At 71.3% G+C, this 24,176-nt stretch carries 21 protein-coding genes; 10 read left to right on the top strand and 11 right to left on the bottom strand.

From position 1 onward, the window contains the following. Position 1 precedes the first annotated feature (1 nt). Positions 2–382 (top strand): winged helix-turn-helix transcriptional regulator, encoded by a 381-nt coding sequence (locus ATL45_RS30730; protein ID WP_093146478.1) that lies wholly within the window; start codon positions 2–4, stop codon positions 380–382. On the opposite strand, the gene ATL45_RS30735 is transcribed toward ATL45_RS30730, so the two are convergent. Beyond that, on the bottom strand, positions 383–1,345 hold the full coding sequence (locus ATL45_RS30735; protein ID WP_246025646.1) for an ArsR/SmtB family transcription factor: 963 nt from the start codon (positions 1,343–1,345) through the stop codon (positions 383–385). It lies immediately after the preceding gene. 91 nt (positions 1,346–1,436) lie between these two features. Between ATL45_RS30735 and ATL45_RS30740 the strand changes: the two genes are divergently transcribed. Then, the gene (locus tag ATL45_RS30740) at positions 1,437–2,711 is read left to right on the top strand and encodes an MFS transporter (protein ID WP_093147476.1); all 1,275 of its coding nucleotides are present in this window, start codon (positions 1,437–1,439) and stop codon (positions 2,709–2,711) included. Here ATL45_RS30740 and ATL45_RS30745 read toward each other — a convergent pair. The 5 genes from ATL45_RS30745 to ATL45_RS30765 form a co-directional block, all read right to left on the bottom strand. Next, positions 2,686–3,561, bottom strand: coding sequence for a 3-methyladenine DNA glycosylase (locus ATL45_RS30745; protein ID WP_093146479.1), 876 nt, complete (start codon positions 3,559–3,561; stop codon positions 2,686–2,688). The two genes, ATL45_RS30740 and ATL45_RS30745, sit on opposite strands and share 26 nt — an antisense overlap. A gap of 27 nt (positions 3,562–3,588) precedes the next feature. Then, complete coding sequence (locus tag ATL45_RS30750) at positions 3,589–5,127, bottom strand: protein kinase domain-containing protein (protein ID WP_246025647.1); 1,539 nt, start codon at positions 5,125–5,127, stop codon at positions 3,589–3,591. 69 nt (positions 5,128–5,196) lie between these two features. After that, the gene (locus ATL45_RS30755) at positions 5,197–6,237 is read right to left on the bottom strand and encodes a hemolysin family protein (protein ID WP_093146480.1); all 1,041 of its coding nucleotides are present in this window, start codon (positions 6,235–6,237) and stop codon (positions 5,197–5,199) included. After that, entirely contained in the window at positions 6,234–7,571 is a 1,338-nt protein-coding gene (locus ATL45_RS30760) for a hemolysin family protein (protein ID WP_121505486.1), read from the bottom strand. Before ATL45_RS30760 ends, ATL45_RS30755 begins: the two co-directional genes overlap by 4 nt. Positions 7,572–7,752: 181 nt before the next feature. Beyond that, positions 7,753–8,313, bottom strand: coding sequence for a TIGR03086 family metal-binding protein (locus ATL45_RS30765; RefSeq protein WP_093146920.1), 561 nt, complete (start codon positions 8,311–8,313; stop codon positions 7,753–7,755). A 253-nt stretch (positions 8,314–8,566) separates the two neighbouring features. On the opposite strand from ATL45_RS30765, the gene ATL45_RS30770 reads away from it, so the two are divergent. Continuing rightward, on the top strand, positions 8,567–10,042 hold the full coding sequence (locus tag ATL45_RS30770; RefSeq protein ID WP_246025648.1) for a peptide MFS transporter: 1,476 nt from the start codon (positions 8,567–8,569) through the stop codon (positions 10,040–10,042). A 55-nt stretch (positions 10,043–10,097) separates the two neighbouring features. Here ATL45_RS30770 and ATL45_RS30775 read toward each other — a convergent pair whose 3' ends face one another. The 3 genes from ATL45_RS30775 to ATL45_RS30785 all read right to left on the bottom strand — a co-directional run bounded on the left by ATL45_RS30775 (position 10,098) and on the right by ATL45_RS30785 (position 14,530). Further along, positions 10,098–11,612 (bottom strand): alpha/beta hydrolase, encoded by a 1,515-nt coding sequence (locus tag ATL45_RS30775; RefSeq protein WP_093146921.1) that lies wholly within the window; start codon positions 11,610–11,612, stop codon positions 10,098–10,100. 140 nt (positions 11,613–11,752) lie between these two features. Further along, complete coding sequence (locus tag ATL45_RS30780; protein ID WP_093146922.1) at positions 11,753–13,828, bottom strand: FUSC family protein; 2,076 nt, start codon at positions 13,826–13,828, stop codon at positions 11,753–11,755. 111 nt (positions 13,829–13,939) lie between these two features. Continuing rightward, on the bottom strand, positions 13,940–14,530 hold the full coding sequence (locus ATL45_RS30785) for a TetR/AcrR family transcriptional regulator (RefSeq protein WP_093146923.1): 591 nt from the start codon (positions 14,528–14,530) through the stop codon (positions 13,940–13,942). A gap of 208 nt (positions 14,531–14,738) precedes the next feature. Between ATL45_RS30785 and egtA the strand changes: the two genes are divergently transcribed. The 5 genes from egtA (at position 14,739) to ATL45_RS30810 (ending at position 19,497) form a co-directional block, all read left to right on the top strand. Next, complete coding sequence (egtA, locus tag ATL45_RS30790) at positions 14,739–15,971, top strand: ergothioneine biosynthesis glutamate--cysteine ligase EgtA (RefSeq protein ID WP_093147738.1); 1,233 nt, start codon at positions 14,739–14,741, stop codon at positions 15,969–15,971. 20 nt (positions 15,972–15,991) lie between these two features. Then, entirely contained in the window at positions 15,992–17,317 is a 1,326-nt protein-coding gene (gene egtB, locus ATL45_RS30795) for an ergothioneine biosynthesis protein EgtB (protein WP_439332470.1), read from the top strand. A 3-nt stretch (positions 17,318–17,320) separates the two neighbouring features. Continuing rightward, positions 17,321–18,076 (top strand): ergothioneine biosynthesis protein EgtC, encoded by a 756-nt coding sequence (gene egtC / locus ATL45_RS30800; RefSeq protein WP_093146925.1) that lies wholly within the window; start codon positions 17,321–17,323, stop codon positions 18,074–18,076. Then, positions 18,073–19,029 carry an L-histidine N(alpha)-methyltransferase gene (gene egtD / locus ATL45_RS30805; protein ID WP_121505425.1) on the top strand — a complete coding sequence of 319 codons (957 nt, stop codon included), beginning with the start codon at positions 18,073–18,075 and terminating at the stop codon, positions 19,027–19,029. Before egtC ends, egtD begins: the two co-directional genes overlap by 4 nt. A 132-nt stretch (positions 19,030–19,161) precedes the next feature. Continuing rightward, positions 19,162–19,497 carry a hypothetical protein gene (locus ATL45_RS30810; RefSeq protein WP_143121556.1) on the top strand — a complete coding sequence of 112 codons (336 nt, stop codon included), beginning with the start codon at positions 19,162–19,164 and terminating at the stop codon, positions 19,495–19,497. A 45-nt stretch (positions 19,498–19,542) separates the two neighbouring features. On the opposite strand, the gene ATL45_RS30815 is transcribed toward ATL45_RS30810, so the two are convergent. Next, entirely contained in the window at positions 19,543–19,761 is a 219-nt protein-coding gene (locus ATL45_RS30815; RefSeq protein WP_093146928.1) for a hypothetical protein, read from the bottom strand. Continuing rightward, positions 19,758–19,973, bottom strand: coding sequence for an HC3 family zinc finger protein (locus ATL45_RS30820; protein WP_093146929.1), 216 nt, complete (start codon positions 19,971–19,973; stop codon positions 19,758–19,760). The genes ATL45_RS30815 and ATL45_RS30820 overlap by 4 nt, the downstream gene beginning before the upstream one ends. A 281-nt stretch (positions 19,974–20,254) precedes the next feature. Between ATL45_RS30820 and ATL45_RS30825 the strand changes: the two genes are divergently transcribed. Continuing rightward, entirely contained in the window at positions 20,255–20,629 is a 375-nt protein-coding gene (locus ATL45_RS30825) for an MmcQ/YjbR family DNA-binding protein (RefSeq protein ID WP_093146930.1), read from the top strand. Positions 20,630–21,255: 626 nt separating this feature from the next. After that, positions 21,256–24,060, top strand: coding sequence for an AfsR/SARP family transcriptional regulator (locus ATL45_RS30830; protein ID WP_170210399.1), 2,805 nt, complete (start codon positions 21,256–21,258; stop codon positions 24,058–24,060). Positions 24,061–24,176: the final 116 nt, after the last annotated feature.

Consider the following 24,176-nt stretch of genomic DNA (forward strand, 5'->3'; position numbering starts at 1 on the left):
CATGGTTACCGAGCAGGACAGCGCGTTCGAACGGGGGAAGCTGACCGATCCGAACTGCCCCACCCGGCTGGTGCTCGACCGCATCGGCGACAAGTGGACGGTGCTCGTGGTGACCCTGCTCGCCGACGGCCCGCTGCGCTTCACCCAGCTGCGCGCGGGCATCGGCGGCGTGGCCCCGAAGGTGCTGACCCAGACGCTGCGGGCGCTGGAGCGCGACGGCCTGGTGACCCGCACGGCCTACCCGGAGATCCCGCCGAAGGTGATCTACGAGCTGACCGAGCTCGGCCATTCGCTGCGCGCCCCGGTGGCGGCGATCGCCGACTGGTCCGAGCGCAACGTCAACCGCATCCTCGCCGCCCGGACCGCCCACGACCAGGCCTGATCAGCCCGCCCCGGCCAGCAGTCCGGTGCCCAGGGCGGTCCGGCTGTAGAGGACGTAGCGACCTTCCCGCTGCACCGCGACCAGCCCGGCAGCGCGCAGCGCGGTCAGGTGCTGCGAGGCGTTCCCCGCCGACATCCGGGTGCGGCGAGCGAGCTCGGTGGTCGATCTCGGCGCGTCCAGCTCGGCCAGCAGCACAGCCCGGGACCGGCCGATGACCGCGGTCAACGCGTCGAGCGAAGCGGGCCGCTTCGGTGCCCAGAGCGCGCCGATGCCGCGGGAGGGATAGCGGAGCGCGCTCGGCCACAGCGGCTCCAGCTTGGAGAACACGACCGGCCAGATGAACGTCGACGGAACCAGCACGAGCCCGCGACCGTCGAGGACGTGCGTGCCCTCGAAGTACCGGTGCCGCACGCGCAGCCCGTCCTCGCGCCACTCGACTGCCGGGCTGAGTTCGCTGAACAGCCGCGCGGCACCGCCTTCCACCAGCAGCGCGCCGCGGTGCCGGACGTCCTGGTCCAGCAGGTCCTGCATCTCCGGCCACCACGGCTCGACGGCCAGCGCCCAGTAGGCCTCGATCACCTCGGCCAGCCGCGACAGCTCGCGAGCCGGGTCGGCGTGCAACCGGCGGACCGGCTCGGAAGGCGTGCGCACGGCGCTCTCGATCATGGCCCGGACCGAGTGCTCGGGCACCGACCGGAGATCAGCCAGCTCCTCGGCCAGTGTCGGCCGCTGCCCGGCCGGGACCGGGGCGAGGAATCCGGGCAGGATCTTGCTCGGCGTCGGCACCAGGTCGAACAGCAGCGACAGATCGGTGGTGCCGCGGTCGAGCCGGGACTGCGCTTCGGCCCGCCACGCGTGGTGCAGCGGGTGCTTGCCGGGTTCCTTCAGGACGCGAACGCTGGCCGTGACCTCCCACAGCGGGGAGCGGGCGAACCTGATCCGGGCCAGGCCTTCGGCCGACATCGTCATCCTGAGCAGTTGCGGCCTCCCGGTGGTGGATTCGGCCCAGTCTAAATTCGTGGCCGCCGGGCCCGGCACCCGCGATCGTCGCCGCGTGATCGAAAATCCAGCGGTCCCGGACCGGTTGCCGGGGCAGTTCCGGTCGTTCTTCGCCGCCATCGCGGGCAGCGACTTCGGCACCCAGGTCAGCTACGTCGCGCTGCCGCTGACCGCAGTCCTCGCGCTCGGCGCGGGCGCGGCCGAGGTCGGTGCGCTCACCGCCCTCACCACGGCAGCGTTCCTGCTGATCGGGCTGCCCGCCGGGGCCTGGGTGGACCGGCTGCCCCGCCGCGCGGTGATGATCACCACGGACGTGGTGCGAGCGGTCCTGTACGGCTCGGTCCCGGTCGCCTGGCTGTTGGGGGCGCTGACGATGCCGCAGCTGTACGCGGTGGCGCTGCTCGGCGGAGTGGCGACGGTGTTCTCCGAGGTAGCCGCGCAGACGTTCCTGCCCGAGCTGGTGGGCCGCGGCCACCTGGTGCCGGCCAACGCCCGGCTGATGGGCGCGCGCGGGGTGAACCAGATCGTCGGCCGGAGCGCGGGCGGGTTCCTGGCCTCGGCGTTCGCCGCGCCGGTCGTGATCGCGCTCGACGCGCTCAGCTACGCGTGCTCGGCCGTCGTGCTGTGGCGGATCCGGGTGACGGCACCGGCGGGTCCGGCGCGGCCGAGATCGCGGGTGTGGCCGGACGTGCGGGACGGGCTGCGCCACGTGCTCGGGAACCGCATGCTGCGGCCGCTGGCGATCGAAGGCGCGCTGACCAACTTCGCCACCACGCTGACGATCACCGTGCTGCCGGTGGTGTTCGTCCGCGAACTCCGGCTCGACGAGTGGGTTCTCGGGGTCTTCCTGGCGGTCGGCGGCTGCGGAGCGCTCACCGGGGCGATCTGCGCGCGAGCCCTGGCCGCCCGCTTCGGGCACGGCCGGGTGCTGTGGATCGCCGGCGTGGCCGCCAGTTGCGCCGGGTGCGCGGTGCCGCTGCTCGGCAGCGGTTCCGGGCTGTGGTTCGCCGCGGTCGGGTGGGCGGTGCTCACCACCAAGACCGGCATCGGGAACGTCCTGGCCGTGAGCCTGCGGCAGTCGATCACCCCGGACCACCTGATGGGACGGATGAACGCGACCTTCCGCTTCCTGCTCACCGGCGCGCTCGCCGTCGGGGGAGTGCTGGCCGGTGCGCTCGGCGAATCAGCGGGCGCCCGAGCGGTGCTGTGGGTCTCGGCGGGAGTCTTCGCGGTGACCTGGCTGGCGGTGTTCCTCTCGCCGCTGCGATCGCTGCGCGAACTGCCCGAAGCTCAGGACGCACCGGTCACGCGGGCTGGCGCGACCAGGTGAGGACCTCCCGGCAGGTGTCGATCAGCCGCTGCCGCAGCACCGCCGCTTCATCGGCGAACTCGCGCTGCCTGCGCGCGTAGTCGGCGCGGCCCTCGGGCGTTTCGATCGGGACCGGTTCGTAGCCGAGGTCGCGGAGGTCGTAGGGGCTGGCGCGCATGTCGAGTTCGCGGACTCGCACCGCCAGCTCGAAGCAGTCCGCGACCAGTTCGGCGGGCACGAACGGATCCAGCTTGTAGGCCCACTTGAACAAGTCCATGTTCGCGTGCAGGCAGCCCGGCTGCTCCAGGCGGACCTGGTCGGCGCGCTCGGGCTGGAGGGTGTTGAGCGGGCGTGCGGGCGGGGTGAAGAACCGGAACGCGTCGTAGTGCGTGCAGCTGACCTGCATCGAGTCCACGACCTCGTCGGTGCCCGCGTGCCCGAGCCGCAGCGGCCAGCCGGAGTGGCGGACGTCAGCCGGTTGCGTGCGGTAGACCATGGCCCACTCGTGCAGCCCGAAGCAGCCCAGCCTGGGCTTGCGTGCCGCGGTGGCGCTGAGCAGGCCGAGCACGAACTCCGCTGTGCTGCGGCGCTTGTCGGTGAAGGCAGCGGGATCGAGCGTCACGCCGTCCGGCGTGCTGGTGAATCCGCGCCGGTCCAGGAACTCCGCACCACCGGCCAGCACCACGCCCACTTCCGGCTGCCAGCGCTCCAACCGCGCCGGGCGGAAGCTGTAGTAGGTGAACAGGAAGTCCAGCACCGGGTGCTTGCGGTGCTCGTGCTGGCGCTCGCGGTGCGGCCGGGTCCACTCGGCCACGCGTTCGCGGTGGGCGGCCTGCCGGGCCCGCCACTGGTCTTCGGACAGCACGGTCATCGCCGGTCAAGGGTAGTCGGGGCCGCCTCAGCGGTGGAACCGCACCCAGTCCAGGTCCACGAAGGGGACGGGCTCGTCGGCGATGACCGACAGGTGCACGGTGCGCTTCCCGGACAGCGGGCGCAGCAGGTCGACCGGCGCCACCTTCCAGCCATCCCCGTTCTTCGAGGCCACCGGGATCTTGGCGATCAGCTCACCGGAGGGCCCGCCCAGGCGGAGCTCGATCTTGCCCTTGAGCTCGCCGTTGACGACGCGCAGCCTGGCGGAGACCTGACTCGCCGTAGCGGAGCCGAATTCGACGTTGTCGAAGGTGAGCGAGGAGCCGTCCTCCATCGAACCGGCGAACTGGACGGGCCCGCGATCGCCGTGCTCGGTGCCGAGCTGACCGGCTTTGCTGCCGGAGGTCGCGTGCTCGGCCTCGAGCACGCCGAACGGGCTGTCGTCGGCGGCGGGGGTGCTGTCGGGGAGCTGAACGGAGGTGCTTTCGGTGATCTCTTGTCCGGGAACACCCGAGGGCTCTGGTCCACCGGCGCGCCCGAGCAGGAAACCGCCTGTCGCGGCGCCGATCGCGAGCACCGCTGTCGCGCCGAGCACGATCGTGGTGCGGGTCTTGGAGCGCTTCGCGGCCGGTGCCGGTGCCGTGGGCTGGTCGGGCGGGGGAGCGGTGAGAGCGATCGGGCGGGGCGGTTCGATGTCGCGGAGGTACTCCTCGAACGGGTGCTCCCCGGCTTGGCGGGCCAGGTCGTGCACCCGCCGCCGCACCTCCAGCAGCGGCATCCGGTGGGCCGGGTCCTTGACCATCAGCCCGCTGATGACCTCGCCGATCGGCCCCGTCTGCCGGTGCGGCGGCACCGGGCCGTGCACGATCGAGCTGATGGTGATCAGCGGATCACCGGTGCTCTCGTAGGGCAGGCGTCCCTCGGCCGCGGCGAAGAGCATGGCGCCGAAGCTCCACAGGTCCGCGTTCGCGCCGAGCTCGCCGCCGATCGCGATCTCCGGAGCCAGGTAGGCGGGAGTGCCGACCAGCACGCCGGAGCGGGTCAGGGTGGATTCCGCGGTGCTGCGGGACATGCCGAAGTCGGCGAGCTTGACCTGGCGCATGCTGCCGAGCAGCACGTTGCCGGGCTTGACGTCGCGGTGCACGATGCCCATCGCGTGCGCCGCCTGCAGCGCCGCCGCGACACCGTCGGCGAGCACGGCCAGCTTCTCGGGCGGGAGCGAGCGGTGCTTGTTGAGCAGCCGGGCGAGGCTCAGCCCGTGCACCAGCTCCATCACGACGAACGGCTGCTCGTTCTCGCGCGCGACGTCGTAGAGCAGCACGGTGTTCGGGTGGTTGAGCGCCGCCATCGCCCGCGCCTCGCGCAGTGCGCGTTCCCGCATCTCGGCCGCGTGCTCCTTGGCGAGGCCGGGGGACAGGCGGAGTTCCTTCACCGCGACGGGGCGGTGCAGCAGCTCGTCGGTTCCGGCCCAGACCTGGCCCATCGCGCCGTGGCCGATGGTGCCCTCCAAGCGGTAGCGAGCTCCGATCAGGCGGCGTTCTGGGGCGGCGTCTGCGAGGTGAGGCACTCCCTGATCATCTCGCACTTACCGCGAACGGGTGACCGGGTCGGGTGAGATTGCCCGACCCGGTGACCGTCAGTTCACGTGAGTGCCGTCCCGGACGGTTCCGACGTACTCCTCGACGAGGTCTTCCATGGCGACGACGCCGATGGGTGCGCCGGTGGTGTCGACGGCGGTGGCGAGGTGGCTGCCCGAGCGCCGCAGCGAGGCGAGCGCTTCGTCCAGCCGGGCCTCGGCCGGGACCGTCGGCAACCGCCGGATGCGGGACGGTGCGATCGGGGTGGACGGGTCCTGCCCGGCCTGGTCGAGGACGTCCTTGATGTGCAGGTAGCCGCGCATCTCGCCGTTGGCCCCGAGCACCGGGAACCGGGAGAACCCGGTTTCGCCGACGACGCGTTCCACGTCGCCCAGGGTGGGGCGGGTGGGCAGTGTGGTGACCTCGGCGTTGGGGACGAGGACGTCGGTGACGGTGTGGTTGGCGGAGGACAGTGTTTGGGCGAGGCGGCGGTGTTCGGAGTGGTCGATGAGTCCTTCGCGGCGGGATTCGACGAGGAGTTCGGCGAGTTCGGCGGAGGTGTAGGCGGTGTCGAGCTCGTCCTTGGGTTCCACGCGCATGAGCTTGAGGATGGTGTTGGCCATCATGTTGAACAGCGCGATGAAGGGCCGGGCGAGTTTGACGAACCCGACCAGTGGCGGCACCAGCCACAGCGCGACCTTCTCGGGTTCGGCGATGGCCAGGTTCTTCGGGACCATCTCGCCGATCAGCACGTGCAGCACCACGACGAGTGCGAGTGCGATGGCGAAGGCCACCGCGTGCGTGACCGCTTCCGGGATGCCGAGTGCGGCGAAGGGCACTTGGAGTTGGTGGGCGACGGCGGGTTCGCCGAGGCGTCCCAGGCCCAGGGAGCACAGGGTGATGCCGAGCTGGGCGCTGGCGAGCATGAGCGAGCCCTGCTGGCTGGCGCTGATCACCAGCCGGGCACGGCCCTTGCCCTGAGCGGCCAGGGCTTCCAGCCGGTCCCGTCGTGAGGACAGCAGCGAGAACTCCGCGCCCACGAAGAACGCGTTCAACAGCAGCAGCACTACACCGAGCAGAATCGCGAATCCATCGCTCATCGGGCCGCTCCCGTGGCCTCGGCGTGCTCGGGTTGGCGGGTCAGCCGCAGTTCGGCGATGCGGTTGCGGTCCATGCGGGACACGGTGAGCTCCCAGTCGTCCACGGGCAGCCGGGTGCCGACCTCGGGAATGCGGCCGAGCTTGCTCAGCACGTATCCGGCGGCGGTCTCGTAGTCGCCGTCGGGCATCGCGAAGCCGGTGGCGTCGGCGAGTTCGTCGGGCCGCAGCAGTCCGGAGATGATCCAGGTCCGGTCGCCGGAGCGGCGCACCGCGGCGATCTCCCGGCGGTCGTGCTCGTCGCGGACATCGCCGATGATCTCCTCGACGACGTCCTCCAAGGTCACGATGCCCGCGGAACCGCCGTACTCGTCGACGACCACGGCCAGCTGCAGGCCGGAGCCGCGCAGCCGGTTGAGCAGGGCGTCGCCGGCCAGCGTTTCCGGCACGGTCGGCACCGGGCGGGCCAGCGATTCGATCGCGGTGCTGCGCCTGCGCTCCGCCGGGACGGCGAAGGCCTGCTTGACGTGGACGACGCCGTGGATGTCGTCCAGATCGCCGCCGTGCACCGGGAACCGGGAGAACCCGCTACGGCGGGCCAGCTCCAGCAGATCCATCACCGTGTCACCGACCTGCAAAGCCTCCACCCGCACCCGCGGAGTCATGAGTTCTTCGGCGGTGCGGTCACCGAACCGCAACGAACGGTCCATCAACTCCGCCGTCGACTCATCCAACGTCCCGTGCTCGGCACTGGAACGCACGATCGACCCCAATTCTTCGGGTGAGCGAGCCGAGCGAAGCTCTTCCTGGGGCTCGACACCGAACCGGCGCACCACCCAGTTCGCGCTGTCGTTCATCGCATCGATCAACCACCGGAACACCTGCGAGAACCGCGCGTGATACCCCGACACCGCCCGCGCCGTCGGCAACGGCCGCGCGATCGCCAGGTTCTTCGGGACCATCTCCCCGAACACCATCGACAACGTCGTCGCCAACAAGATCGCCAACGTCAACGACACCGCACCCGCGGCGGAGACGGGAACACCCACCGCCAGCAGCACCGGGCGGATCAGCTCACCGATCAACGGCTCAGCCACATACCCGGTGACCAACGTCGTCAACGTGATCGCGACCTGCGCACCCGAGAGCTGAAACGACAACGACCGATGCGCCTTCTGCACCGCCCGCGCACGCCTGTCACCCACCGCGTGCACATGAGCATCAACAGTGCTGCGCTCAAGAGAAGTCAGCGAGAACTCAGCCGCCACCGCCAAGCCCGTGCCCAGGGTGAGCACGCCGACGAAGACCAAACCCAACACCGACAGGAGAATGTCGATCACCGGTCACCTCGCGGGCGACCGCGCACGAACTCGGAAACGCCGGGAAAGTTCCCCGGCCCGGTACTGCCCCCGTCGGGGGATTGTGCCGCAGGCACTGAAGCCGTCACTCCTCGAAAAGGGAAAGATACGCCCGCCGATTGTACCGTGATCGGTTGCGCGCCAACGCCGAACGACGCGCTCAGGATCGCCCGAGCAGTGCCAGCAGCCTGGTCTGCTCGTCGGCGTCCGGCGGCACCTCGCGCGGCGCGGCGAAGATCCCCAAGTCCTGCCAGGCGGGCACCTGCGGGGCCAGCACCGCGTGCAGTTCGGTCACCAGCTCGGGGTTCAGCCGCTCGTCGGCACCGATGCCGCGGGCCAGGTCCCACGCGTGCACCGCCAGGTCCGCGGTCATCTGCCAGCCGTAGTCCTCGGCCGGGATCACGCCGCCGGTGACGTTCACCTCACCGCTGGTGGCCCCCGGCGCGTCCCACGCCCGTCGCGCCGCGTCGGCGGCCGCGTTCCACGCGCCGACCGGGTCCGCGCCCAGCACGTCGCCGTCGAAGCGGTCGCCCACCTCGTCGAGGGTGGCTCCGTCCAGCAGCCACGGCGCCCAGAGCTGCTCGCCGACCAGGTGGTTGAGCAGGTCGCGGACGTCCCACTCGGTGCACGGCGTAGGGTTGTCCCACTGCGTCGCCTCGATGCGCTGCACTCGAGCGTCGAATTCCGCCATCGCTGTGCGGTGGGCCGTCAACAGCTGCACGATTCCTCCTGGGGTACGGGTGTGAATCCGGTCACGCGCTGATCGTCGGTGCCAGCGGATCCGCAGCTAGCGGGCTCCCAGTGTGACTGGAACGTCGCGATGTGTCGTGCGCGGTGAGGCGGGTTTACGCCCCGGTGGTCTGGGCCACTTCGGGTAGTCGTAACCTGCCGAGCAGTTTCTTACGCGCGGGTAACCAACCTCGCGGCACAACCGAAGGCGGTCACCGCCGCCTGGTCAACGAGAGGACGTGATCGTGAGTTCACCCACGGTTGCGGACGCACCGCAGAAGGGGTTCTTCGGACACCCCCGCGGCCTGTCGACGCTGTTCTTCACCGAGATGTGGGAGCGCTTCTCCTACTACGGCATGCGGGCGATCCTGGCCTACTACCTGTACAGCGCGATCGCCGACGGCGGCCTGGGCATCCCGGAATCGACCGCGCTGTCGGTGGTCGGCGTCTACGGTGCCTCGGTGTACATGACCGGCGTCGTCGGCGGCTGGCTGGCCGACCGGGTCATGGGTGCGCAGTCGGCGGTGTTCTGGGGCGGCGTGGTCATCATGCTCGGCCACATCTGCCTGGCGCTGCCCGGTGGTGTCACCACCGTGGTGCTCGGCCTGGTGCTGCTGGTCATCGGCACCGGCCTGCTCAAGCCGAACGTCTCCGGCCTGGTCGGCGGCCTCTACAGCGACGACGACACCCGTCGCGACGCCGGCTTCTCGATCTACTACATGGGCATCAACATCGGTGGCCTCCTCGCGCCGCTGGTCGCGGGCACGCTCGGCGAGCGGGTCGGCTGGCACTGGGGCTTCGGCGCGGCTGCGGTCGGCATGGCGATCGGGCTGGTGCAGTACTCGCTCGGCCGCAAGAACCTCGGCACGGCCGGGCTCAAGCCGGTCAACCCGCTGCCCCCGGAGCACAAGGGCCGCGTGCTGGGCCGCGCGATCGGCATCGCGGTGCTGTTCGTGGTGGTGCTCGGCGGTCTGTCGGTGAGCGGCATGGTGGGGTTGGACGGCCTGGTCAACCTGATCAGCGTCATCTCGGCGGTGCTGCCGGTCGTCTACTTCGCGGTGATGCTCTCCAGCAAGCAGATCACCAAGGTCGAGCGGGACCGGCTCATCGCCTACATCCCGCTGTTCCTGGCCACCGCGCTGTTCTTCCTGCTGTTCGAGCAGCAGCCGAACACGCTGGCCAACATCGCCGAGGCGGACACCGAACTGGAGGTCTTCGGGTTCATGGTCCCGGCCTCGTGGTTCCAGTCGATCAACTCGGCGGCGATCATCATCCTGGCGCCGGTGCTGGCCGCGCTGTGGATGAAGCTGGGCAACCGCCAGCCCTCCACCCCGCAGAAGTTCGTCGGCGGGCTGTTCTTCGTCGGCCTCGCGTTCCTGTGGGTCGTGCTGTCGAAGACCGTCGTCGGCACCGACAAGCACCTGCCGCTGATGCTGGCGATGGTGTTCGTGATCCTGACCCTCGGTGAGCTGCTGCTCTCCCCGGTCGGCCTGTCGGCCAGCACCAAGCTGGCGCCGAAGGTCTTCGCGTCCCAGACGATGGGCCTGTACTTCCTGGCCCCGGCGATGGGCCAGGGCCTGGGCGCCCAGCTGGTGAAGTCCTACTCGGTGGACAACCAGCAGGTCTACTTCGGCATCGTCGGCCTGGCCACCATCGGCTGCGCCGCGCTGCTGCTGGTGTTCTCCAAGAGCATCAAGCGGAAGATGCACGGCGTGCTCTGATCGTTCGAGCGCGCTGGGGAGGCCGGGTCCGGTTCGGGCCCGGCCTCCCTCGCGTTCACGGCAGGTCGAGGGTCTTCGACGCGGGCGGGGCGGCCGCCGGGTCGGGGTCCGGGTGCCCGGGGAGCGTGACGTCGTCGGGCGGCAGCACTCCGTTGACCAGGTAGTCGGTGCCGATGCGGTCGGCTTCGGCGTTGCCCGCCAGCGCCCACACCCCGTGCTTGCCCGCGTCCTTCTCGGTGACCAGGACCGACGACGGCAGCGAGCGGCGCATCTCCAGCGCGCCGTGGTGCGGCGTGGCCACGTCGTGCTCGGAGTTGATCAGCAGCACCGGCGGCAGACCGGCACCGGTGATCTTCAGCGGCTGCTGGGCGGGCGCGTGCCAGAACCGGCAGGGCGCCACGGTCCAGCTGTTGTACCAGGCGGCCAGCGGGTAGTCGGCGGCCAGCCGTTCGGAGTCGCGCTCCCACTCGCGCTGCCGGGTCGGCCACGGCGCGTCCACGCACTCCACCGCGTTGTAGATGGCGTTGCCGTTCTCGGCCAACTCGTCCTTGGGCTTGACCAGGGAGCCGAGCTTCTTGTCGTCGTTGCGGAGGTGGAAGTCGGCCAGTCCTTCGGCGATGTCCTTCCAGGAGCTCTCGCCGTAGAGCGCGTTGAAGGTGGTCTCGATGAACTCCGACGGGCCCAGCTGCCCGCGGGGCGCCTTGCGCAGCTCGGCCTGCACGCCGTCCCACGCGGCCTGCACCTGGGCGCGCTCGGTGCCCAGGTGGAAGACCTGGTCGTGCCGGGCGATCCAGTCGAAGTACATCCCGAGCCGGTGCTGGGCGGCGACGTCCTGGTTGAGGTTGTGGCGGTACCAGATCTCCGAGGTGGCCGGGTTGACCACGCTGTCCAGGACCATCCGGTCCACCCGCTCCGGGAAGAGCTGCCCGTACACCGCGCCCAGGTAGGTGCCGTAGGAGTAGCCGAGGTAGCTGATCCGCTCCTCGCCCAGGGCCTCCCGGATCCGGTCCATGTCCTGGGCGTTGGACGGGGTGGTGAGGTGCGGCAGGTACTTGCCGGCGCGCTGCTGGCAGCCGTCGGCGTACTGCTGGGCGCGCTGCCAGTTCTGCTCCCGCGCCTGCGGCGAGTCCGGGTCGGGCAGCGGCGCCTTCCAGTAGGTGGCCGCGTCGACGCAGGTGATCGGCGTGCTGTGCGCGGTGTTGCGGGTGTCGAAGCCGATCAGGTCGTAGCTGTCGAGCACCTGCCCGGGCAGCTTGGGAGCCAGCGCTCCGGCGAACCCGACACCCGGTCCGCCGGGACCTCCGGGGTTGATCAGCAGCACGCCGCGGCGGGCTTCGGGTTTGCGCGCGGGCTGCTTGGAGACGAGCAGTTTCAGCTGTTCGCCGCCCGGGTCGCGGTGGTCCAGCGGGACCTGCAGCTCGGCGCACTGCAGCTGCGGGTAGTGCTTGCCGACGTCCTCCGGGCACGGTCCGAACTGCAGGCCCGGTCCCGCCTGCGCGGTCACCCCGGTGACCGCTGTGCTGGCGAGCACCGCGGCACCGGCCAGGCCGAGTGCGAACGAGCGCTTCACTGGTTCTCCTCACCGAGCGGGGTCGAGCTGCTCCGGAGCGTATTCGATCAGCTCTCGGCGGGCTCGTCTCCCGCGCCCGCGATGCGTCAGTGATGCGAATCACAGCCTGGTGTGTGACGGGCGGTGCCGATTCGCCGGGTTCAGGCGGTGCGCTGTTCGGAGGTGGTGCCGAGTTCGCGGGCCAGGTCCTCGACGATCCGGGTGGTGCGGTCCAGCCAGCGGATCGTGCGGTGCAGCGAGGTCGGGCCGTCGGTCAGCGATTCGGCGATGTCGTGCAGCGAATCGGCCGTGCGGTGCGCGGAATCCATCGCCGCGTCGAAGCTCACCTGCGCTTCACCGGTCATCGCCTCGACCGCGTCGGCCAGCGCCCACAGCAGTTCGGACAGCCGGTCGCGGGTGTCCTCGTCGACCATGCCCGCGGTCGCCGACAGCGCCACCGCGAGGTTGCGCACGTAGTACGCGCAGCCGCTGAGCATCGTCACGCTCCGCTGCACCTGGCTGCGGCGGGAGCGAGGCCGGTAGGAGGTCAGCGGCCGGGCGCTGCGCACCACCCGCTGCAGGCCGTCGTCGAGCTCGCGCATCGACTCCTGCAGGCCGGTGACTTCACCGCGCTCGCTGAGCTCGGTGCCGGTGCCGCGCAGGAAGCCCCGCAGCGCCAGCAGGAAGTCCTCGGTGTTGTCGCGCACCAGCGAGCGGGTTCGGGTGGGCAGCACGAACACCGCGGCCAGCACGCCGGCGAGCGCCCCGACCGCGGTCTCCCACAGCCGGGTCTCCAGCACGCTGGCGTCGAAGGTGCCGAGCATGCCGTAGAGGGCGCCGAGCAGCGCGGTGATGAAGAACGTCATCACCGCGTAGGAGAACCCGGCGAAGTAGAAGCCGAGGAACACGCAGATCAGGATCATGACGATCTCGGCGGCCAGGTTCCCGGAGATCTGCGCGGCGACCAGCATGCCCGCCAGCACGCCGAGCACCGTGCCCGCCGTGCGCTGCCACGCCCGCACCAGCAGCTCACCGCGGCTGTTGGTGCTGATGAACACCACGAACGCGGTGATCACCGCCCAGTACCAGCGGTTCGGCGAGACCAGCTGGCCGAGCATGATCGCCAGCGCGGTCGCGCAGGTCACCTGGACCGCCATCCGCGTTTCCGGGCGCTGCAGGCCGGTTTCGCCCGGTTCCGGCGTATCCGGCTCGGTGGCGGAGGCCGGCTCGCCCTCGGCGCGGTCGTCGAACTCCGCGGTCGCGGCGGCCAGTTCGGCCAGGCAGGTGCCCAGCCGCCGCACCGCCATCGCGACCGCCACCGATCCCTCCTGCTCGATGCGCTCGGCGACCAGCCGGGTGGCCTCCCGCAGCTCGCGCGGATCGGTGCGCAGCACCGCCAGCAGCGCGCCGACCGCGTGCGGCACGGTGTCACCGCCGCTGGGGTGGTCGACCAGCCGCAGCAGCGGCGTGAGCAGGTTCTCGGCGGCGAGCTCGACGTCGAGGATGCGCTGGCGCAGGCGGTCCCGGCCGGGCTCGTCGAGCGAGTCGAGCTGGCCGACGGCGCCTTCCAGCATCAGCGCCGTCTCGTTGAGCCGGACCGACCGGTTGTTCAGCTCGCGCCGCCTGGCTGTCGAGCCGGGGTGCTCGGCGACGTCGCGCACCGCGTGCAGCAGACCGTGCACCTGCGCCAGCAGCGTCCGGCGGCCGCGCTCGAGCACGCCCTCGGGCTCGTCGCGCAGCACCAGGAACCGCAGTGCGAACGCGGCCAGGGCCCCGGCGACCGCCGCCGCGAACAGGGCGGGCAGCTGCGCGAGCTGCGGGCGCAGGAACATCGCGAAGAAGTAGCCCATGAACGCGACCATCCCCAGCGGGAAGTAGCGCGGGCCGAAGCGGCGGACGTAGACCGCGGTGAAGATCACGACCAGGAACACCAGGGTGCTCACCAGCGGCCAGTGCGCGGTGAGCATCGCCAGCAGCAGCGCGGCCGTCACCGGCAGCGGCATCAGCAGGGTGGTGATCCGCTGCTGGCGCGGGTCCGGGTCGTTGACCCCGAGCGAGGAGTTGATCGCCACCACCGCGCCGATCATCGCCAGCGGCAGCGGCTGTCCCCACCAGGCCAGCACCGGGAGCACGACGACGACGGTGAGCGCGACGGCGAGCACCACCCGCGTCGCGGTGCGCAGCCTGCGCATGGCCGGATCCGAGGCGAGGAAGCGATTCCACCACTCGCTCCACATTGCGCAGCGGCTCCTTCGCGCTCGGCCGGCAGGTGGTGCGAGATTACGCCGAACCGCCGATCAGCGGTGCACCCGCACCGCCACGCAGAACGAGCCTGGAAACCGCAGGGGTCAGCGGGTGCGGTGGCGGCGGACGCTTTCCTCGACCAGGTCCAGGACCGGGCGCAGGTGCTGCGCGGGCAGGCCCATCGCCAGGTGCGAGAGCAAGCCTTCCAGCGCCAGCTCCAGGTAGGCGGTCAGCACGTCGACGTCGACGTCGTCGCGGAGGTTGCCCGCCTCCTTCTGCCACAGCAGACGCGCCCGGGTGGCGGCGGTCAGCTGCTCGGAGCGCTGCGCCCACCGCTCCCGGAACTCCTGGTCGGTGCGCAGCCTGCGGGACACCTCCAGCCGGGTGCCCAGCCAGTCCGCGCCCAGGGCGGGCGAGGTCTCGCTGGAGGCGTCGAGCAGGTTGCGCATCACCTGCACCAGGCCCTGCTCGGCGACCACGTCGGCCATCCGGGTCGCGTCGTCCTCGGCGAGGGCGAGGAACAGCGACTCCTTGTCCTTGAAGTGGTGGAAGATCGCGCCGCGGGACAGCCCGGTCGCTTCCTCCAGGCGGCGCACCGTGGCACCTTCGTAGCCGAAGCGCGCGAAGCACGACCGGGAGCCGTCGAGGATCTGACGGCGCCGGGCGTCGAGGTGGTCTTGGCTGACCCGAGGCATATGCTGATCGTCCCAGGCCGCCCCCGCGGATTGCAATCCGTACGTACGTCTTGCTGACCACGTCCCGCCTGCTGGACCGGCGTCCGATCAGGTGGTCGCATCCGGAGAAGCCCGAAACCCGTTAGCAGTTGGCGGTGTCGAGAACAAGGGTCGCGACCATGGGGGGCGCGCGGTAGCGTCGGTAACCGGCCAATCACGGGCGGTGATCATGTTCCCGGTGTCGACCGATCCTGCAGCCGATGACTTCCCGACCTCTCGCGTGCGAACCCGCGCGGAGGCCGAGGCCTACGTGGCGTCAGTGTGCTTCAAGCACGGCCCTCCGCGGCTGATGGGAATCGAACTCGAATGGACCGTGCACCACCAGGACGACCCAGCAAGACCGCTCGACACCGCGGCCCTCATCGCCGCGCTCGGCGCGCACGCGCCCCGCTCCCTGGTCCCGGACAGCCCGCACCGGCCGTTGCCGAACGGTTCGGTGCTCACCGTCGAACCCGGCGGCCAGGTCGAGGTCTCCAGTCGCCCCACCACCTCCATGAGCTCGCTGTTCACCGTGGTCGCCGCCGATGCCGCGCACATCGCGCGCCGGCTCGACCGCGAAGGTCTCGTTCTCGGCGAGCAGGGCACCGACCCGTGGCGGCATCCCCGGCGCGTCCTGCGGGTGCCGCGCTACGCGGCGATGGAGACCGCCTTCGACCGCATCGGCCTGGACGGCCGGTTGATGATGTGCAGCACCGCCGGGGTCCAGGTGTGCCTGGACGCGGGCGAGCCGCACCGGATCGCCGCCCGCTGGAGCGCGCTGCACGCGCTCGGGCCGGTGATGATGGCGACCTTCGCCAACTCTCCGCGGCTGTTCGGCGCGGAAACCGGCTGGGTGTCCACCCGCACCCGCACGCTGCTGCGCACCGACCCGCCGCGCACCCGCCCGAGTTCGGTCACCGAAGACCCGGCGGGCAGCTGGGCCAGGCGGGTGCTGGACACCTCGGTGGTCTGCCTGCGGCGCGACGGTGACGACTGGACGGCGCCCAGCGGGATCAGCTTCGCCGAGTGGATCCACGGCGCGCTGCCGGAACCGCCCACCCGCGACGACCTCGACTACCACCTGAGCACGGTGTTCCCGCCGGTCCGGCCGCGCGGGTACCTGGAGGTCCGCTACCTGGACGCGCAGCCCGGCGAGGGCTGGATGCTCCCAGCGGCGGCCCTGATCGCCCTGTTCCGCGAGGAATCCACAGTGGACGAGGTGCTGGCGCTGACGTCCCCGGCCGTCGGCCGCTGGGTGCACGCGGCGCGGCACGGTCTGCGCGACCGGACGCTGGCGCAGGTCGCCGAGGACGTCTTCGCGCTGGCCTGCCGACTGCTCGACGAACCGGACGTCCCGGCGGGGCTGTCCGGCCGGCTGGCCGACTTCGTGGCGCGGCGGATCGCCGCGGCCGGTGATCGCTGAATCTTCTCCCGGAGGTACCGGTGAACCTGCTAGAGCTGAGCGATGACGACCTGCGCGCGCACGTGGCGGCCGAACTGGCGCGCACCCGGCAGCGCAGTGCGGGGCTGACCGATTCGGTCGACGACGACGACCTCGTCCGGCAGCACTCGCCGCTGATGTCGCCGCTGGTGTGGGACCTGGCGCACGTGGGCAGCCAGGAGGAGCTGTGGCTGGTCCGCGACGTCGGTGGCGCGGAGGCGATCCGGCCCGACATCGACGACCTCTACGACGCCTTCCAGCACGCGCGCGCCGACCGGCCGCAGCTGCCGCTGCTGGGACCGGCCGAGGCCCGCCACTACGTCGGCACGGTGCGGGAGAAGGTCTTCGACCTGCTGGCGCGCACCCCGCTGGAGGGCAGGCGGCTGGTCGACCAGGCCTTCGCCTTCGGCATGATCGTGCAGCACGAGCAGCAGCACGACGAGACGATGCTGGCCACCCACCAGCTGCGCAGCGGGCCGCCCGCGCTGACCGCCGAGCCGACACCGTCCGATGTGGACGTGCTGCCGCCCGAGGTTCTCGTGCCCGGCGGGCCCTTCACCATGGGCACCTCCACCGAACCCTGGGCGCTGGACAACGAACGACCGGCGCACCAGGTGCACGTGGACGACTTCTACCTGGACAGCACGCCGGTCACCAACGGCCAGTACCTGGCGTTCATCGACGCGGGCGGCTACGACGACCCGCGCTGGTGGAGCGAGGCGGGCTGGGCGCACCGGCAGAGCGCCGAACTGCGGGCACCCCGGTTCTGGCAGCTCGACGGCGACCGCTGGCTGCGCCGCCGCTTCGGCCACCTCGAACCCGTGCCGGAAGCCGAACCGGTGGTGCACGTCAGCTTCTACGAGGCCGAGGCCTACGCCGCGTGGGCGGGCAAGCGGCTGCCCACCGAGCAGGAGTGGGAGAAGGCGGCCCGCTTCGACCCGCGCAGCGGCCAGTCGCGCCGGTACCCGTGGGGCGACGACGATCCGCGCCCGGAGCACGCCAACCTCGGCCAGCGGCACCTGCAGCCGGCGCCCGCCGGGGCCTACGCGGCCGGTGCCGCGCCCTGCGGCGCGCGGCAGCTGATCGGCGACGTGTGGGAGTGGACGGCCACCGACTTCCTTCCCTACCCGGGTTTCTCGGCGTTCCCGTACCGCGAGTACTCCGAGGTCTTCTTCGGACCTGGCTACAAGGTGCTGCGCGGCGGCTCGTTCGGCACCGACCGCTCGGCCTGCCGCGGCACCTTCCGCAACTGGGACTACCCGATCCGCAGGCAGATCTTCGCCGGATTCCGCTGCGCCCGCACCCCGCGGGCGGAGGAGCGCGGCTGACCCATGTGTCGGCACGTTGGATACCTGGGGCCCGCGGTCTCGCTGGCCGAACTGCTGCTGGAGCCCGAGCACTCGCTGCTCGAGCAGACCTGGGCGCCCGCCGACATGCGCGGCGGCGGCACCATCAACGCCGACGGCTTCGGCGTCGGCTGGTACCGCGCGGACGGTTCCACGGCCCGCCACCGGGCGGCGGTTCCGATGTGGACGGACCAGTCCTTCCGGGAGACGGCCCGCGAGGTGCGCAGCGGCGCGGTGGTCGCCGCGGTGCGCTCGGCCACCGTCGGGATGCCGGTGGTGCCAGGGGCCTGCGCGCCGTTCACCGACGGCAGCCGGCTGTTCAGCCACAACGGCCGGGTCACCGGCTGGCCGGACTCGGTGGCCAAGCTCGCCGCGCGGCTGGACGTGGTCGACCTGCTGACGCTGGAGGCCGCCACCGACTCGGCGCTGCTGTGGGCGGTGCTGCGGCAGCGGGTGCTCGACGGGGCCGATCCGGAGGTGGCGGTGCCGGAGCTGGTGGGCGAAGTCGTCGCCGCCGCCCCGGATTCGCGGCTGAACCTGCTCTTCAGCGACGGCACCCGGCTGGTGGCCACCACTTGGACGCATTCGCTGTGGGTGCGCCACGAGCACGGCGCGGTGACCGTCGCGTCCGAACCGTTCGGCGCGCGCGCCGGATGGCGTGAAGTTCCCGACCGGAGCCTGGTCGTCGCCACCGTCGACGACGTGGAGCTGCGGCCGCTGGAGGAGATGGGGGAGAGATGAGCGAACCGGAGCTGATCGTCCGATTCACCGCCGAGGACGCGGCCCGCGAGCTGCGCGCCGATGTGCGGGAAGGACTGACCGAGCAGCCGAAGTGGTTGTCGCCCAAGTGGTTCTACGACGCCGCGGGCAGCGAGCTGTTCGAGCGGATCACCGCCCTCCCGGAGTACTACCAGACCCGGGCCGAGCAGCAGATCCTGCAGCGCACCGCGATGGACATCGCCGAGATCACCGGGGCGGCCACGCTGGTGGAGCTCGGCTCGGGATCGTCGGAGAAGACCCGGTTGCTGCTCGACGCGCTGCGCAAGCACGGAACGCTGCACCGCTTCGTGCCGCTGGACGTCTCCGGTTCGGCGCTGCGCGCCGCGGTGGACGCCATCGCGCTGGACTACCCGGAGCTGCTGGTGCGCGGTGTGGTCGACGACTTCACCAGCGGGCTCACCGCGCTCGACGCGGGCACCGACCGGCTGGTCGCGTTCCTGGGCGGCACCATCGGCAACCTGCTGCCCGCCGAGCGCGCCGGGTTCTTCGCCTCGGTGCGCTCCGCGCTGCGGCCGGGGGAGTGGCTGCTGCTGGGCACCGACCTGGTCAAGGATCCCGAGCGGCTGGTCCGCGCTTATGACGACGCGAGCGGGGTGACCGCGGAGTTCAACCGCAACGTGCTGCGCGTGCTCAACCGCGAGCTCGGCGCCGACTTCTCCGTCGAGGAGTTCGGGCACGTGGCGCTGTGGAACGCCGAGCAGGAGTGGATCGAGATGCGGTTGCGCGCCGCGCGGCCGATGCGGGTCGAGCTGACCGCCGAGCTCGCCGCGGGCGAGGAGATCCGCACCGAGATCTCGGCGAAGTTCCGGCGGGAGCGGGTGCGCGACGAGCTCACCACCGCCGGTTTCGACCTGCGGCACTGGTGGCTCGACGACGCGGGCGACTTCGCCCTGTCGCTGGCGGTGGCGCGCTGAGCAGATCAGCCGATCGGTGAATCCAGCGGTCGGTCACCCCACGGGTGGGTGGCCGGGATGGCGGCGGGCGTCGCGCGGAGCAAGATCGGCTCCGCAACTGCCGCCGCAATTCCTGCTGGAAAGGACGATCCGATGCGCCTTCGCGCAACTGTCGCCGCTGCTCTCGGTGCCGCCGGGATGCTGCTGGCCCTGCCGGGTTCCGCGCTCGCCGCGTACGGCGAGTTCTCGTACTCGGTCCAGCACCGGGGCCAGGTCTACCAGACCTCGATCAGCGACCCGGTCGGCTACGACTGCCACCGGCTGGACCTGCCGGTGGACAGCCCCGCTTACCGGGTGCACAACGGGACCAACGCGACGGCCGTCGTCTTCCTGGACCCGAACTGCGCCACTGACACCTTCTTCACCCTGGCACCCGGGCAGAGCGCTCCGGCCGGGGTGCTCGTCCGCTCGGTGATCTTCTCCCGCTGAGCAACCCCCTCCGAAGGGCGTCTCCGGTTCTCCCGGAGGCGCCCTTCAGCTCGTGATGGAGCGGGTGACGTCGGCCAGGCAGCGGACGCAGGGCATGCCGGCCGGGTGCTCGGAGACCTCGGCCTGGTGCGCCGGGATCTCCATCCCGCAGAAGGTCAGCCAGATCGCGGGGATCCCGGTTCCCGGTGCGGTCGTCAGGTGCACCTCGCGGCGGGCCTCGCCGACGACGCCGAAGGCGAAGCGGACGGCCACGGTGCGGGTCACGGCCCTGTCTCCGGCATTCGCCCCGCGGCGCGCAGGCATTCCGCGCAGGTCGGCCACATCCAGTTCAGCGCCGACGGCTCGGCGGCGGTGATGCGCTGCCCGCACAGCGTTGTGAGCGGCTCGCCCGCGCGGTGCGGGCCGGCGGGCAACGTCCCCTCCACCGCGTGGCAGAGCTCCCCCGCCGGTTGCCAGTGGTGCTCGATGCAGATCATTCTCCCCACCTCCGCCGATGGGACTGGCTCATGCCGATTCAGTGACGGGCAATCAGCCGACCTTGACCCGTTCGGCCCAATGCTGCCCGGCGGAACACGCCTGGCGATCACCCGAAGAGATCAATGAGCGGATTCGTGTGCACGCTGGGTGATCGGCATTGCGACGGAAGAACCGGCCGCGTGCTCCGGCCACTGGGGAGGTGCCTCGGCACGCGGTCGGCGCGGCCAGGCTACACCTGGGTTCGGGCGGGCAGTCGGTGCTCCGGGTTAGGTTGGCGGGCATGACGCCGCAGGAACTCAAGGCCGCTTGCCTGGCGATGACCGGTGCCCGGGAGGAGTTCCCGTTCGACGACGCCAACAGCGTGTTCAAGGTCGGCGGGAAGATCTTCGCGATCAGCAGGCTGGCGGCCGAGCCGCTCCGGGTGTCGCTCAAGTGCGAACCGGAGCTGGCTGTGCAGCTGCGCCTGAGCTACTCGGCGATCATCCCCGGGTACCACCTGAACAAGCGGCACTGGAACACCGTCGTGCTCGACGGGTCGGTGCCCGACGAGATGGTCGTGGAGCTGATCGAGGATTCCTACGACCTGGTGGTCGCCGGGCTGCCCAAGCGGGAGCGGGAGAAGCTGCACTGGCGTTCACTCGGAGAACGCGGCTGAACCGTCCGCAGCGCGAAAAGTTGTGAACGCGAGCCGTTTATTCGCGGTTGGTGGAAATATGAACCAATTTCATTCGGCCATTCCCGGCCGGCTCGGTTCGCGGAAATGCGTCGGCCGCTTGACCCTTTGTTGAAGCAACCTTAGCGGCACCTTATGCCGCTGCACCATCCGGCCGCGCGGGCGGCGGCCGTTCGTTCGCATCTTGATCAAACACGTGCGCACCGTGTCGCGCCCGCGTAGCGTTCAGATGAAAGCTGCGTTCATGTGTGCTGGCCAGAGCCTTGTGCGGCGGTGAATTTTCACGCCGACCGCCGGGACGGTGCCGGTACGCGTGATCCGGCTCGGGGGCAGCGGTATGGGGCGACCGCAGCTGGTTTTCGTTTGTCCTGGAGAACGAACAGAATCGCGCGGTGGTCGCCGAAGTGCGGAAACTGCGGGGGAGGTCTGCTTAGTACCGGGAGGATTTCCGGTGACGGGACGTCGTTCCCGAAGTGGCGGAGGTGTTCGCCGCTCCGGGGCGTCCCTGTCGCCGGACGGGAATTGTCGTTCGCCGAAATTGCAGCCGCCGGCCGCCCGGCCGGTGCGCCGCGCGGTGGGCGACTCGGGATCCGGAGCGGAGCGCAACAGTGGGAGAGCAGGTCAAGTTCCGCGTGCTCGGGCCGCTGGAGGTCGGCAGCACCGACGGTCGAATATCGCTGGGCGGCACGAAACCGCGGTTGCTGCTGGCGACGCTGCTGTTCAACGCGAATCAGACCGTGCACGCCGACGTGCTCGTCGAATCGCTGTGGCCGGAGCGACGACCCAGGTCGCCCGCGGCGAACCTGCGCACCTACGTCAGCTCGCTGCGCAGCACCCTGGCGCTGGTCGGCGCCACCATCCGCACCGAGCACGCCGGCTACGCCATTTCCGTGCTACCGGGCGAACTCGACCTGCTCGTCTTCCGCGAACTCCTCGCCGCGGCCCGGCAATCGCACCGCGTCGGACGGCTCCACGATGCGTGCGGCCGGCTCGAAGAGGCGCTCGCGCTCTGGCGCGGCGAAGTGCTCGCGGACCTGCCCTCCAGCGGAGCGCTGACCCGGCACCTGGAAGCCGCGGCCGAGGCGCGGCTGGGCGCGCGGGAGGAACTGCTCGGGTTGTACGTGGCCACCGGCCGGTACGCGGAGGCGATCGGGGATCTGCGAGCGCTGCTGTCCGAGCACCCGTTCCGCGAATCCGTCTGGCAGCAGCTGCTGCTCGCGCTCAACGGCGACGGGCAGCAGGCCGAGGCGCTGCGCGCGTACTCCGAGGTGCGGGAGCTCCTGGTCAACGAGCTCGGCGTTGAACCGGGCCCGGAGCTGCGGCGCATCCACATGTCCATCCTCGCCGGGGAATCGGCGACGGCACCGCTCGATCAGCCGGACATCCCGGTGGTGAGCCGCTCCGGCCAGCTGCTGCGCCAGCTGCCGCCGGACGTCCCGGACTTCACCGGCCGCGCCCGCTCCACCGCCGCGCTCCAGCAGGCCCTGTCCAGCACGTGGCAGACGCCGGCCGGCGCGCCGACGGTGGCCAGCGTGGTGGGGCCGCCCGGCGTCGGCAAGACGGCGCTGGCGGTCCACGTCGCCCACCTCCTGCAGGAGGGCTTCCCCGACGGCCAGCTGCACGTGGATCTCGCGGGCACTTCGGGCAAGCCCCGGGAACCCGCCGACGCGCTGGCCGATCTCCTGCGCTCGCTCGGCGTCGACGGCGCGGCGCTGCCGGAGCGGATCGAGGACCGCACGGCGCTGTACCGGTCGCTGGCCGCGCAGAGCCGGATGCTGGTGCTGTTCGACGACGCGGCCAGCGCGGCGCAGGTCCAGCCGCTGCTGCCGGCCAGCGACTGGGCCGTGGTGGTGACCTCGCGGTGCCGGATGGCCGAACTGCCCGGCGCCAAGCAGATCGAGCTCGACGTGCTCTCCCCGGCGAGCGCGCACGCCCTGCTCTGCAAGATCGCCGGCGCCGAGCGCGTCCAGCTGGAAGAGGCCTCCGCCGCGGCGATCCTGCGCGCCTGCGGCTACCTCCCGCTGGCCATCCGGATCGCCGGTGCCCGGCTGGTCGGCCGCCGCGGCTGGCCGCTGGAGGTGCTGGAGCAGCGCCTGGAGAACGAGCGGCGGCGGCTCGTGGAACTGCGCACCGGCGAACTCGCGGTGCAGGCCAGCTTCGACCTCAGCTACCGCCAGCTGCCGCCGGCCGCGGCCCGGGCTTTCCGGCTGATCGGCCTGCTGGGCGCGGGTTCGGTGCCGGAGTGGTCGATCGACGCCCTGGTCGACCGGGGCTCGGCTCGGTGGGTGGACGTGCTGCTCGACGGCAACCTGCTGGAGCTCACCGGCACCGACGTGCTGGGCCGGCCGCGGTACCGGATGCACGACCTGGTCCGGTGCTACGCGCGCAACGCGGCGGAATCCGAGCCCGCGCAGTTCCGGCGCGCCGCCATCGACCGGGTGCTCAGCGGGTGGCTGCTGGCCACCACGCACGCCTCGGCCGGGCTCCCGGTGAGCATCTTCCGGCCGGTGCCCACCGGGGTGGCCCACTGGCGCCCGGAGCGGTCGGTGCTCGACCGCATCGACCGCGCCCCGGTGGCCTGGCTCGACGCCGAGCAGGACTCGCTCATCGACGCGGTGCACCTCGCGGTCGCCGAGGGCTCGCCGGACCTGGCCTGCTCGCTGGCGATCTCGCTGGCCCAGTACTTCGACTTCCGCTCGCACTACGGCGCCTGGCGCCGGACGCACGAGATCGCGCTGAGCACGCAACCGGCCCCGGGCACCAGGGCGACGCTGCTGCGCGGGCTGGCGCAGGTCCACCACCTGCTGGACGACCAGGGCGGGGCCCGGCGGTTGTTCGCCGAATCCCACGCGCTGTTCCGGCAGACCGGCGATGCCGTCGGCGAGGCGTTCGCGATCTGCGGGCTGGCCGCGGTGGAGCGGCGCAGCGGCCGGCCGCACATGGCGCAGCGCCGGCTGCGCCGCGCGCTGGTGGTCTTCCAGCAGTCCGGTGACAAGCACGCCGAGGCGTTCGTCCGGGAGGCGATCGGCCGGACCTACCTCGTGCTCGGCGACCGGGACGAAGCAGAGCGCTGGCTCACCGATTCGCTGCGCGTCTCGCGTTCGGCGGGTGACCGCCACCGGGAGGGCAAGACGCTCGCCGAACTCGGCAGGCTGCACACCGCGGCAAACGATTTCCAGGCGGCCATGAGCTGCCTGGAACCCGCGGTGCGGATCCTCGGCGAGCTGGAGGACGAGCACTGCACCGCCAACGCGCTGCAGCGGCTCGGTGATCTGTGCGCCAGGCAGGGCAACCACCAGCGGGCGCTGGCCGCGGTGCGCCAGGCGCACGCGATCTTCCAGCGGATCAACGACCACCGCGGTTCCGCGGTGAGCAAGACGCGTAGCCCGGGGCTCAACGGCCTGCCCGGGTAGCCGGTTCCAGTCCAGGGTGGACCAGGCCCGGCCGGAGCGCGAACAGCGCCCCCGGCCGGGCCCTTTCACGTGCCCACCAGGGCGCTTGTGCCGGAGTTGTGCGCCGATTTGATTCG

It is taken from the genome of Saccharopolyspora antimicrobica, assembly GCF_003635025.1.
Classification (GTDB): Bacteria; Actinomycetota; Actinomycetes; order Mycobacteriales; family Pseudonocardiaceae; genus Saccharopolyspora; species Saccharopolyspora antimicrobica.